The following is a 13285-nucleotide window of genomic DNA, read 5'->3' on the forward strand; positions in this document are numbered from 1 at the left end:
AATAAACACAAAAAACAATAAATATTTTGAATGAATTATAATTTTAAATGAATCATTTTTACCATATTCAATAAATCAGATATTATCATTGATGATTTTGTCATAAATTGCATTCCTTTTTTATTTGTGTGTTTGTAATATTTTTCTTCTCTTAAAAGTGTGGCTCCAATTTTTTTAGCTAATTTTTCTCCATTATCAACATAAAAATACATTGTAGCTTCATCGTGTCCTAATTCTTTCATGTATCTTTTAATTCCACGAATTCCCCATTTATTTAAAGTATCAAAAACTAATTCCGCATTTTTAAAGTTTTGCAATATTTTAAATGATTTAATTACTTCATCATGAGAAAAATAATGAAATAATCCTCCTGCGATAAATAAAACAGGAGTATTTAGGTCAAAATTTTCTAACCAATCATCTTCTAAAATAGATCCTTTAATTAAAGTTTGGTTTTCATGTTGGGGAAGTAATTCCACTCTATATTCAATTACTTCAGGTAAATCTAGCTCATACCATTTAGTTTTTCCATCATAACATCTGTTGTAAGTTGTTTCAAGTCCACAACCTAATTCTATAATAATTCCATTTGTGTTTCTTTTTAAATAATCCTTTACATATCTATCAATATTCATACTTCGAACAGCACTTGCCATAAATGTGTATTCTGATTGTTTTTTATTGATATTGGGAAGTTTAGGCTTTAATTTTAATGCTGTTTTATCATATAAAATATTAGGATAATTTTCACTTGAATAAATTCTTCCCATCATAGGTACAAAAAGGGTTTTAGAAACTTTATTAAACTTAGACATGAAAATATTTAGGCATAACAAAACTTTAATACTTTTCTATTGTAGTGATATCATGTCAAATAAATTTTAAAAAAATAGTGTTGAACAAACATTATACATACCATTATGGTGCCGAGCATTAGCTTGTGAAAAATTACCCTCCATGCTACCTGATAATGATGCTAAAAGAATTTTAAATGAAATGGATTTAAAAAAAACCCCCTCATATTTTATACCATGCAAGTAGCAAGTCTTACTGGAGCTATTAGACAATATAATTTATCATGAGCAATTAATGATTATTTAAAAATACATCCTCAAGCTTGTGTTGTTGAAATGGGTGCTGAATTATCCTGTCTTAGGAGACAAATGAAGAATAATTCTAATGATTGGATAAATCTTGATTTAAACAAAGTAATAAAACTAAGTAATCAATATATACCATGAGGGAAAAAAGAAAGAAATTATGTTTGTAATCTAACAGATCATTCTTGGTTTAATAATATTCCATTCAATAAAGAAAATGGAGTTATTTTCGTAGCTGCTGGAGTTTTACATTATTTAAAATACGAAGATGTAAAAAACTTACTGAAGGTGCTTTGCATTTGACATTGCTTCACTTAAATAATCATTTTACGCTTCAAGTCAAGTTAAAAGTACAAGAAATAAAACAAAGCTAAAATTTTTCATAAGCAATGCTAAAAAAGAATTATCACAAGGGTCATCAAATATTATAAATATTTCACAATGCAGTTATTATGACATATCCTGTAAAAAATGTAAAATATAATCTTATTACAAAATACTACATTAAATCAAAAAGAAATAAACTATATTTTGTACTTTGCGACTTTATAAAATAAATCCATTATTTTAATTCAAGATACTTTCAATTTAAAATATGACTGTCAATTTTAGCTCTTTGACATATTTTTTTAATCTTTTAACAAGTGTTCAATTAGTTAAAATACAAAAAAAAATAATATTAATAATTATTTTACTAAATTAGACCTTACATGTCTTATAGTAAATCTTGCAGTAATAAAGTTTAAAACACTAGCTAAGGTTCTACCTAATGCAATTCCTGACCAAATTCCTATTAAACCCCATCCTATTATTATTCCAAATAAATAAGTTAAACTAACAGTAAATATGACTTCTCTTATTATGGTCCAAGACAAACTCATAAATCCTTTTCCTAAGCCCTGATATAAAAAGCTTGAAACCATTCCAGCACCTGTAAATGGAAGACATAAACATGCAATTCGTAAATATTGAGTAATACCTGGAACTAATGCTGCTGTATCTGACGTATATGCAAATAAAAGTGATAATTGTGGTGCAAATACTACTAATAGGATTGTTACTGCACTTCCAAATAAAATTCCAAATTTAGAACCAAAAATATGTGCTCTTGATATATACTCCCCATTTTTAGCTCCATATGCACTTCCACTAACTGCTGTAACTGCACTTCCAATAGCTGTTAGGGGCATGATTGCAAATAAATATAATCGGTTTCCTGAACTAAAAGCTGCAATTCCATATTCTCCACCAATAGTAGCTATAAATGATAAATACATTGACATTGCTATTGACATTACAAACATGTCTATTGAAGCTGGAATTCCTACTTTTAATATGTCTTTAACTATATTTGAATCCCATTTAAATTTTTTAAGTTTAACATCAATATATGTGTCTTTTTTAATTAAGATCCAGTATAAAATTACACAGGCTGATGAAACAGAACTAAATACTGTTGCAAGCGATGCTCCAGCTGACCCAAATCCTAATACATAAATAAAAATTGGGTCTAGTATTGCATTTAGAATAACAGATACAATTACAGCATACATCGCTCTTTTCATATCTCCTTCACCACGAAGGATTCCACTTGCACCATTTGCAAACATAAATCCTATTAAACCTAAAAATAGTGGTGTTGCATAATTTAATGCTTCATCTAATGCCTGGCCTGTTGCACCATATGAAATAAGTAATGTTTTTTGAGAAATTAATAATACGATTGTTAAGATAATTGATGCTATTAAAATAATCAAAAGGGAGTGTTCAGCTGATTGAGATGCTTTTTGTTGGTTTTTTGCACCTACAAAACGACTAATACTACTTGTAGCTCCACTACCTAAACCTACACTTACTCCATTCAAAATCATAAAGATTGGAGTTACAAAACCAATTCCTGCAATTGCAGCTTGACCAAGTCCAGCTATCCAAATTCCATCAATAATATTATAAGAAGCTGTTAAAAGCATGGAAATCATAATGGGAATAGCTAATTTTCTAACAGCTATTTCTGGATTTCCTCTCATTACTTCAACATTTTTATTTGCCATATTCATATTATTGCGGTAATAATTAATAAATATTATTAATGTTTTTTTAATTTAAATCAATGGATTTGGCTGTTAACTGTTTAAATGTTTCATAAAATTCAGGGGTTAAGTTTTTAAAATCCATTTTTTTCTCCCATTCATTGTTTATTTCTTCGATTAATGGAATTATACTTTCACCCTTTGGTGTTAATTTTAAAATATATTGGCGTTTATCTTCTTTTAATTTTTCTCTTGTAACATAAGAATTTTTTTCTAATTTATTTATAGCTTTTGTAATGGCTCCTTTTGATAAATATAGGCCATCTGCTAAATCTTTTTGGTTTAATTCATCTCCAGTATATATCATTACAATACATAATACTTGAATTAAACTTATGCCATGTTTTAAAAGAGCATTATTTAAATATATTTTATGGTTTTTGTGAAAAACATAGAGTAAATCTCCTAAACGACTTGTATCATAAAATCCTTTTGTTTTCTCAAATCTCATTAAATATACTCCTTAAATTTAAAATAAAAAAAAGAAAGATTTTATGTGTATTTATAAAATCCTTCTCCTGCATTTATTCCTGTTTTTCCTTCGTCTATTTTTTCTTTTAGTAATGCTGCAATTTTACCTGGTGTTGTATTTTTGTCTCCAGCTTCAGGGTTCATAATTACAATATTATATGCAGTAGTTAAACCTACAATATCTAATATACGGAATGGTCCAATTGGAGCTCCAGTTGCTAAAATCCATGTCTTATCAATTGTTTCATGATCTGCTACATCATTTGCTAGTAACGCTTCTGCTGCACTTAAAAACGGAACAAGCATTGAGTTTAAAATATAACCTGGTTGTTCTTTTTTAAGTTTTAGAGGAACCATATTTATATCTTCTGCAAATTTAACTACTTCATCATAGTATTCTTGTTGAGTTTCACTATGCCCCATTATTTCAGCAGTATTATTTGACCAGATCGAGTTTGCAAAGTGTAGTGCAAGGTATTTTTCTGGTCTGCCAGTGTATTTTGCAAAGCTACTTGGAAGCATTGTTGAAGAGTTTGTCACAAGAATTGTTTTTTCTGGAAGATGTTTTGCTAATTCTTGGTAAAATGAAATTTTTTGTTCTGGATCTTCTGCAATTGCTTCTATTACTAAATCAGCATCTGCTGCTGCATCTTCATAACTTGTTGTTAATTTAATTCCATCATATGCTTTTATTGTACATTCTTTTAGTTCATCAATTTCATCTATTGTTAGGTCTTCTTTATCGCTAAAACCCCTACAATATGCACTTTTATCTGTTTTCATTTGTTCTAATGTGTTTAGATATATGTCTCTTAATCTTTCGAGTTTAGGTTTTGTTCGTCCAATTGATCCCTCACTTCTCAACCAGATTGTTACATTAAATCCGCAAAATGCTGATTGAAATGCAATTTGGCTTCCTAAAACTCCTCCACCTGCAACTACAACATTTTTTATATTCATTTTTTAACACCACTTTTCTTTAAAAGCAAACATTAGTTTACTTGTATACTAATTTAGTCGATAAAATATATAAATATTATTAAATAAATTTAAAAAAAATCATCATGCAAGAAAATTTGTAATTTAAAAACGGATATAATACGAAATTGGAGTATACTTGCATGATGCAATTATTAATATATGGATTATAATATTTAAATATTGTCAATATAATCAAAGGAATTGTTGGCAATATCAATAAGATTTTTAATACCTACTTTTACATTTTCAGGACTAAAATCTGAGAAAATATACTCATCAAATTTAGAAACTTCTTTTTCAACTTCTAAAACAATATTACGTCCAGTAGGAGATAATTTAACTAATTTACTCTTATTATCCTCACATAAAATTCTCTCAATATAACCAGATTTTTCAAGATGATTTAAAGCACGTGTAATAGAACTTTCATTTTTATCAAAAAGCTGTGCAAAATCCTTCTGAATGAATTCATTATTATTATGATGAATAATTTCTAAAATAATATAATAATCAATAACATCAATTGAAAATTCACGTGCTTTTTTAGCTTTAATAAAAAGATGCTGCATATAAAGTATTGTTACAATAAAATCAAATGCATATTTACGATTTTCATCTAATTTAAATTTTTTCATTAAAATATAATATATATGATATCATATATAAATTAAATTCAAAATTTTGAATACTTTTCAGCTAATTTACGATTTAAACCTAAGAATAAATACCCCACCAATAAGACCAATAACACAACCAATTATTAAACCAACAACTAAAGGAGTGGTAAAATCATCTTTTTGGTTAGAAACATCGATTGAAATTAAATTCTGAGCATTTTCACCAATAGATGCATTATCATCATCACTAACAATGACCCTATTTTTTAACTCACTATGATTTTCTAAATAACCATTAACAGTATCTTGATAAGCAATAGCTAAAATTCTTTTGTTAGGATTTGTAATTGCATGTTCAAGCTGGTGCTCAACATCCCCTTCAGATTCAAATTTATAAACAGTAATATTTAAACCTAAATCATCAACAATTTTTTTTGCAAGAATTCCATTTGACTCATTTGCAATAATCATAGTATCCTCGGTTAAATCAGCACCATGAGCACTAGTTGAAGATACAGATAATGCTAAAACAAAAAATAAAATTAAAACTAATAATACTCTTTTCAAATTAACACCTCAAACCTTTTCAATTTCTAAAATATCTCCTCTAAGTCTAGATAAAAACTCCAAAACAATAATATTAAAAACACCTTCAATAATACCAACCATTAAATAATAAGGCAGTAAACTTCCAAGTAAAACTTCCAAACTTGTAGTGTTTGTCAAAGACAAAATAATAATCTGAGCAACACTAGCAGCTAAAATCCCAGATATTGTTGAAATAAAAATAGCTAATCTATAATCAATATTAAAAAATAAAGTATAAATTCCATATACCACTAAACTTAAAACAATACCCATATCTAAAACATTAGCTCCTAAAGTAGTAATACCACCCATTCCCAGCAATAATGCTTGTATTAAAAGTCCTAAAAATGCAACTAAAGAAGCATTTAGTGGACCTAAAATAATAACAACAAGTGGAATTAAAAAAAAGTGCATTGGAACACCTAAAGGTGAAGGAACTGTAATAGAAGTTGCAACAATAAAAGCTGTGGTAAAAAGAGCAGTTAAAAGAGACCTTTTACTCATATCAACTTTTTTAGAAATTCTTAAAAAGAAAATAGCTAATATGACTATGGATATAATCCAATAAACAATTGCTTGATTAATAGAAATTAAACCATCGGGAATATGCATTTTTTATTTCTCCAAATTATTTATTAATATTTTAAAGTAATAACTATTTAAAGCTTTTTTTAATAAAAAACTAGTGAAAATAAGCTAAAAAGTAATACTTTCTATTATAACACATAATTAACACAAGCAAGGATAGAGATTAAATCGTCTAATATTGCCAATAAATCATTATACTGTCCTTTTATCATTATTTGAGTTTTTAAATAATTTCTAATTTGAGAAATTTTTCCCCATCAAGTTCAAAATTAAAGTAATACTCAAAAGTATCTTCAAATGTTCTCCAAATATAACTTTTATTCTCATCAATAATTAAACTTCTTTTAAATTCAATGATCTAAAACAAAACTATATAAAGAAAACTTAGATACTCTTAAATGATTTTTAATTAACAAATGAAAATCCTCTAAAATATAATCAAAACTATCAAAAAAATAATCATAATCCACATAAAAAAGCTCAGAATCTATGATGATTTTAAAACAAGAAAATTTTTCACTTATTTTGAATTTAATAACATGTCATTAGAAAAGTCATTAAGCTTATCAACAATATTTTTATCAAGTTAACATTCATTTCCATTTTTTCATTCTTATAATGGAGATATTCATCTTCAATATTTATACTCGGCATCAATATTTCTATGAATAATTTTAAAAATAATAGTTTTTGGATTTTCATTGATTTTAGAATAAATTACATCATATATGTTATATCATTATTTTTAATAGAATCTATAATGAAGATTCATTTCATATTTACTCTTAATTTTATTTTAAATGTGTTTTTAAATCTTTTTTAGTAAACAATATTTTGAATAACTTAAATATTTTTCTTATTTACATTCTAAAAACTTAAAAAAGATTTTATTTAATATATTATAATTAACAATAAATTCAATATCCTTAGAAACATTTCTTAATGTAGTTTGCATTTTTTTCCAACCTTGACCATCAGTAACCCAAATAAATTTAATATTCATTTCGTTTAATTCTTTTTGAAGATCAACATAAGCATGAGCTACTTCTATTGGTTTACTACCGGTACTATTATAAAAATTACATTCAAAAGCAATTATTGGATTTTGATTTTTATAAATAACGAAATCAAATCTTTTATTTCTATGAATAGGAATATTTGAATCCTCTTTAACAATGCTATACTCTGGTTTATTATCTATTTTATCATTTAATAAATCTTCAACTATATCTTCAAATATATGTCCACTACGGTTTTTACGAGCATTTGAATCTAAACCTACTTCTACACCTAAAAGATAGGAATATAAATCTTTAATATTATTAAATAATTCTAATAATTCTGTATCTCTGCAAAAAGTAATAATATCATCCTCATCAAATGAATCAATCTTAAATGAAATTTCTTTTGAGGATTTATTATTAATATCAAAAATAGGAACTTTTTTATTTCTAATAGCTAATATCAATGGCAAAATTGGAACAACTTTTGGATATTCTCTAATTAATTCTTTAAATTTACTTTCAATATCTTCCTCATTTATTTTACTTAACGAATTTAGTAAAGATACTTCAAATATCGAATCTTCCAAATTCTTGTAAATTTTTTCCCAATCAACAAAAAAATCAAAAGTATGATTAGTCAACATTAAACTCTTATAAAAATCAATTAAATAATTTTGATAACTAGAATATCCTAATTTAGCATAATTTACCATAATATCACTAATAATTTCTAACTAAAATTTCAGTTATAGGGCCTCTTTTATTTTTATTACTATTTATAAATCGCTTTGCATACACTCTATCTATTGAAAAATCATTATATAAATCATCAAAGAAATTATCATCTTTATTTTCATTTTTAGGATCAGAATTGCTTAAAATAGCTTTTGCTCCTTTTTTAGAAATTCTTTTATAATACTCAGCTAATTCTTTTTGATTTTCGTCATTAAAATTTGATTTAGTATAACTAGTGAAACTAGCAGAATTTGAAATCGGCCTATATGGTGGATCTAAATAAACAAAAGACTTATCTGAAATATACTTTTCTGATTCAAGATATGAAACATTAACAATTGTTGTATCTTTAAGAATATGTGAAATTGCAGTTAAATTATTTTCATCACAAATTAAAGGATTTTTATATTTCCCCATTGGAACATTAAAATTTCCATCCCCATTAACTCTATATAAGCCATTAAAGCAGGTTTTATTCAAAAATATTAAATATGAAGTTCTTATAATATGTTCTTTTGAATAATTATCATAATCAAAATTTTCTTTTAAACAATTAAACTTATCACGTATTTCATAATACATTATTTTTCTATCTTCATGATTTAAAGAAAGATATGTGGATTTAAATTCTTTTAATTGTTTAATTAGTTCCTTATGACTATTTTTAATTGTATTGTATGCAACAATTAAATCTTCATTAATATCTGATATATAAGCTTTTTTTATATCATAATTTGACATTAAATAAAAAAATAAAGCTCCACCACCTATAAATGGTTCAAAATATTCTTCAATAACTTTGTTTTTTATAATTTCAGAAGGTAATCTTAATTCTATCTCTGGAATCAATTGAGATTTTCCTCCAGCCCATTTTAAAAAAGGTTTAGCTTCTATAATTTCATTTCCAAAAAGTGTTTTTTGCATTATAAAATCCATAATTTTATTTAATTAAATATATTAAAATATTAGATAATAAATGTTTAAGTTTTATTTAAAAATAATTCTATTTATCAAATTCAATGAAAATCAATACAAATAGAAAATAAAAGAATTAATATTCTTCCAATATCTCAAAGGTTGAATTTGTATATACATCAGCATAGGAAAATCCACCATCAAATCTTAGCATTAATGTATGGTTTCCAGAATCTGTATTAGTTAGATTTCCTGAAATTCTACCATTATCATCTGTTATTAGTGTAGAATTTCTAATTACTTCATCATTTAAATATTCAGTAACAATTATTTCTTCACCAGCCATTGTTTCACCAATATTATTTGTTAAAACATATGAATAATTGAAATTATATTGATCAATATCACCTTTAATTGTTACATCAGAAGCATCGCTAAATAAGAAAAGTAATCCTCCAATAATTATCATGACAAAGATTAGAATTAAAAGTATTTTTCTTCTTGACATATTATTAAATAGGTACGCTTATTATTTATATTTTATAGCCAAACTAGCTAAACTATCAGATGAAAAAAAGAAGTTATTTATTGTAAATTAGAAACGCCCATAATTTATTTTTTATTAATAATATAGGAGGAAAGTTAATAAATTCAGTTCATCATGTTTAAAAATAATTTTTAAATGGGAATATGACTACTTAAATTAATAGGCGTTTCTAAAATTGTTTTAATTAGATTTATATTTTGATACCACCTCCATTTTTAGTATATAAATTGTAAATTTGACTATTCAGCAAGATTATATAATGCTCCGTAAAGATGTGCTTGTGAAATTAGCACATATGAATATACGGCACTGAACAAAATTGTATATATGATTAAAACTCCATAAATACTTAGTAAAATTATTATTGGCAATATTAAAATCATTATTACAAATAAACTACAAAATATAATAAAGTAGCTAAATTCATAAAAAATTATACCTCCAACATAAGTTAGATATCCTATTGATTTGATTTTTTCTATTATTCCTTTAAAGTCAAATGCTGCTTTTATTGTTTTATTTGCAACCATATTATCTATTGCCATTATTTCAATTAAAGCTAATATAATAGCTAATATTATTCCTATTACTAATATTATTGTTAAATCATAACTAATAGCTATTTGAATTAGAGCTAGTGGAATTATCATGTAAATAATATTTATTATTTCCACTTTTATTCCATTTATGAATAATTTTTTAATATTGAATTTTGGAAGTTGATTATTTTTTTCTATTGAATTTCCTATTACTTCATAAATGTATCCTAAAATAAATATTGAAATAATAAAAGCAATGATTTGTAATATTGCAACTTCAATACTTACTTGGTTGTTTAATACAAGATTAATATTAGAAATATTATTGTGTGCTATTAGTTCCCTCAAAAAGTTAACGAATATGTAGTTAGAAGCAATGATTAATGAAAAAATTATCATATTTAATATAAAAATTACCCCAAACTTTTTCAAATCATTAAATGGATAAGCCAAACTCTCTTTTAAATTACTTGTTATACTTGCCATTTTATCACTACCTTAAATTATATAAAAGTCCAATTGATCTTGCTTCAAATATTGTAAGAAATGGAACTACAATAAGAGAAAATATTAGTTCCATTATTATAAAACCTGTAGTTAAGATACTAGATCCAACAAACGGACTTATAAATGATGTTGTAATTCCAAATATTGAAAATACTGTAATTAAAATTATTAATACCATTAAAGTTATAGCAAACATTATCATAATAATTCCAATATAAAAACCAATTACTCTTAAATATCCAATAGACTCAGCAATTGTAAATAACTCTTTAATATTAAAAGCCTCTTTTAGTGAATCTCCATTAGCTGCCATATGGGAAATAGCGATTGTTGATATAAATGCACCAATAGCTCCAAGGATAATTGAAATTATTACTCCTAAAAATATAATGAATCCTCCAATAACACCTCCATAATTACTACCAGCCATTATTAATATTAACCCTATTGTTACAGGCAGAATTATATAAATAAATTTTAATGTAAAGACTTTTAATCCATCAACAAACATTGAAATTAGATCACTGAAATTAGCTAGCTTATCATCACCATTAATCATTCCATTTACCGCTATTTTACAAGTTCTATATGAATATCCTAGTTGCAAAAATATTGGTATGATTAAAAAATTTAAAAATGAAATAACTCCTAATTTTATTAATGATTCACCATCAATACTTGCATATTCTAATGCATCTTTATAAATATCTAATATCATTTTTAACACTCCTCATCAAGTATAAACACATCTTCAATAGCACTACATTTTAAAACTTTTTTTATTTTGTAAGCTAAAGTTAAAGAGGGATTATACCTGCTATTTTCTAAGGCATTGATTGTTTGGCGAGTAACACCAACTTTTGATGCTAAATCTTTTTGTGATATACCTAATTCTTGCCTTAAATATCTGATTTTTGTTTTCATGGAATCATTACTCTATAAATTCTTATGTTAAAAATACATTCCATATGTAAAAATTATATTACTTACTATATAAATGTTTTGAAAATAAACATCTTTAATGAAAATCTAGGCATACATAAATTTGTGATAAATATGAATACAGATTTAATTTATAATACAACTCATGATTGGAACATATTATAGCGAGGAACTGTGATATTATGAATGCTACTAGGAAAGTCAATGTGGTTCGAAACAAAAAGTTTTAAAATCATTTAATCTAAGCGAAAATGAAATTAGTTAATGGTATAATTCTATGAAAAGATAGAAAATCCTAATTTGTTGATTTTACAATTATCTATTAAATTTTAAAAAAGAAACCTATATTTAATAGCTATTCTAAAAAAAGGTCTCGCAAAAAAGCTTTAAAAAATTCATATTTAAATAATGATGAATATTAAAAATATAGAGAATTAGAAATTGTTATAAAAGAACAAATATGACAATAATACACGATATGCTACTAAAAAACCACTATAACAATTGAAGACAGAAATAAAATCAATGAAATATTAAAATAAATAATATGAAAAAATTTATATATTTTCAAAATAAACTTTGATTTGTGATAAATATGGTTAAAAATATTGATAAAACAATTGTTCAACCATTACAAGTTTTTATGGTTGGAACTTACGATGAAAATGGTGTTGCAGATGTTATGAATGCTGCTTGGGCAGGTCAATGTGGTCCTAAACACATTACTGTTAACTTTGCACTTAATCGCCAAACACTTAGAAATATCGAAGTTAATAAAGAGTTCACAATAGCTTATGCTACAAAAGACACTTTAGAAGTTGCTGATTATTTTGGAATGTGTTCTGCTTCTAAAAATCCAGATAAAGTTGAAAAATCTGGAGTTAGCCTTAGAAAAGCTGAAAATGTTAATGCACCTATTGTTGAAGACTTTCCAATTACCTTAGAATGTAAAGTAATAGATATGCAGGAAATTGTTCCTCAAAGATGCACAGTAACAGCCGAAGTAGTAAATACTGTTGTAAGTGATGATATTATTGATGATAAAGGTAATATCAACACCTTAGACATTGAATTTATCTCTTATGATGGAAATAAAAATGTTTACCGTGTTTTAGGCGATGCTGTTGGTAAAGCTTTTAATATAAAATCAGATTTATTATAATAAATCTACTTTTTTCTTTTTTTAGCTCTAAAATATTTATTTAACAATTAAAAATTGTTTTAATAAAAAATTGCTTATTTTAATAAGAAATAACAATTAATAAATAATAATATGAATGAATATTATTCCATATTTAGAATAAATGTGAGTTAAATGAAATATAATAATCTTTTATTATTATATATTTGGAACTTTATTTGATCCTGATAAGGGACATGCTGATTTTTTTAAATAAGATTGTTGGTGAAATTGTACATGTTGAAGTGAGGTATGGAAAATCTTAATGATTAAATCAATGAATAAATATGATGGTGAATATGGAATTATAATTTCAAATAGAACACATTTTATTAGACAAGATAATAATATTATGGGACTGTCCAATAATTAGTATTTTTAATCCTAAATTATGAAAATCGATGTGTAATTATAAGGCCATATACAGTTGAAATTACACATCGATTGCTATTTTTAATCGGATTTGGCTAAATTTTCAACT

General features: G+C 25.1%; 14 protein-coding genes. 1 reads left to right on the forward strand and 13 read right to left on the reverse strand.

The genetic code is table 11. The features are described from left to right. Positions 1-35: 35 nt before the first annotated feature. The 13 genes from MBORA_RS02165 to MBORA_RS02225 all read right to left on the reverse strand — a co-directional run bounded on the left by MBORA_RS02165 (position 36) and on the right by MBORA_RS02225 (position 11606). Positions 36-815: a class I SAM-dependent methyltransferase gene (locus tag MBORA_RS02165; protein WP_042692401.1), complete on the reverse strand. Its 780-nt coding sequence runs from the start codon at positions 813-815 to the stop codon at positions 36-38. 971 nt (positions 816-1786) lie between these two features. Beyond that, positions 1787-3151 (reverse strand): MATE family efflux transporter, encoded by a 1365-nt coding sequence (locus MBORA_RS02170; RefSeq protein ID WP_063720168.1) that lies wholly within the window; start codon positions 3149-3151, stop codon positions 1787-1789. A 46-nt stretch (positions 3152-3197) separates the two neighbouring features. After that, entirely contained in the window at positions 3198-3641 is a 444-nt protein-coding gene (locus MBORA_RS02175; RefSeq protein ID WP_052331767.1) for a MarR family winged helix-turn-helix transcriptional regulator, read from the reverse strand. Positions 3642-3682: 41 nt separating this feature from the next. Continuing rightward, on the reverse strand, positions 3683-4621 hold the full coding sequence (locus MBORA_RS02180) for a 3-hydroxyacyl-CoA dehydrogenase (protein ID WP_042692404.1): 939 nt from the start codon (positions 4619-4621) through the stop codon (positions 3683-3685). Between the two features lie 194 nt (positions 4622-4815). Next, the gene (locus MBORA_RS02185; RefSeq protein WP_052331768.1) at positions 4816-5277 is read right to left on the reverse strand and encodes a MarR family transcriptional regulator; all 462 of its coding nucleotides are present in this window, start codon (positions 5275-5277) and stop codon (positions 4816-4818) included. Between the two features lie 66 nt (positions 5278-5343). Next, positions 5344-5826, reverse strand: a complete 483-nt coding sequence (locus MBORA_RS02190) for a hypothetical protein (protein ID WP_042692407.1) — start codon at positions 5824-5826, stop codon at positions 5344-5346. A gap of 9 nt (positions 5827-5835) precedes the next feature. Further along, entirely contained in the window at positions 5836-6459 is a 624-nt protein-coding gene (locus MBORA_RS02195; RefSeq protein ID WP_063720169.1) for an energy-coupling factor ABC transporter permease, read from the reverse strand. A gap of 832 nt (positions 6460-7291) precedes the next feature. Next, a complete protein-coding gene (locus MBORA_RS02200; protein WP_082853375.1) occupies positions 7292-8152 on the reverse strand; it encodes a type II restriction endonuclease in 861 nt (286 codons plus the stop codon). A 7-nt stretch (positions 8153-8159) separates the two neighbouring features. Further along, on the reverse strand, positions 8160-9098 hold the full coding sequence (locus MBORA_RS02205; protein WP_063720170.1) for a DNA adenine methylase: 939 nt from the start codon (positions 9096-9098) through the stop codon (positions 8160-8162). Positions 9099-9225: 127 nt separating this feature from the next. Further along, positions 9226-9597 carry a hypothetical protein gene (locus MBORA_RS02210; RefSeq protein ID WP_147659473.1) on the reverse strand — a complete coding sequence of 124 codons (372 nt, stop codon included), beginning with the start codon at positions 9595-9597 and terminating at the stop codon, positions 9226-9228. Positions 9598-9875: 278 nt separating this feature from the next. Beyond that, positions 9876-10661, reverse strand: a complete 786-nt coding sequence (locus MBORA_RS02215) for a DUF4013 domain-containing protein (protein ID WP_042692412.1) — start codon at positions 10659-10661, stop codon at positions 9876-9878. A gap of 7 nt (positions 10662-10668) precedes the next feature. Beyond that, entirely contained in the window at positions 10669-11400 is a 732-nt protein-coding gene (locus MBORA_RS02220) for a DUF4013 domain-containing protein (protein WP_042692415.1), read from the reverse strand. Between the two features lie 2 nt (positions 11401-11402). Beyond that, positions 11403-11606: a helix-turn-helix transcriptional regulator gene (locus tag MBORA_RS02225; protein WP_042692418.1), complete on the reverse strand. Its 204-nt coding sequence runs from the start codon at positions 11604-11606 to the stop codon at positions 11403-11405. Positions 11607-12219: 613 nt separating this feature from the next. Here MBORA_RS02225 and MBORA_RS02230 point away from each other — a divergent pair. Continuing rightward, positions 12220-12786 (forward strand): flavin reductase family protein, encoded by a 567-nt coding sequence (locus MBORA_RS02230; RefSeq protein WP_042692421.1) that lies wholly within the window; start codon positions 12220-12222, stop codon positions 12784-12786. Positions 12787-13285 lie beyond the last annotated feature (499 nt).

This window comes from Methanobrevibacter oralis (genome assembly GCF_001639275.1).
Taxonomy (GTDB): Archaea; Methanobacteriota; Methanobacteria; order Methanobacteriales; family Methanobacteriaceae; genus Methanocatella; species Methanocatella oralis.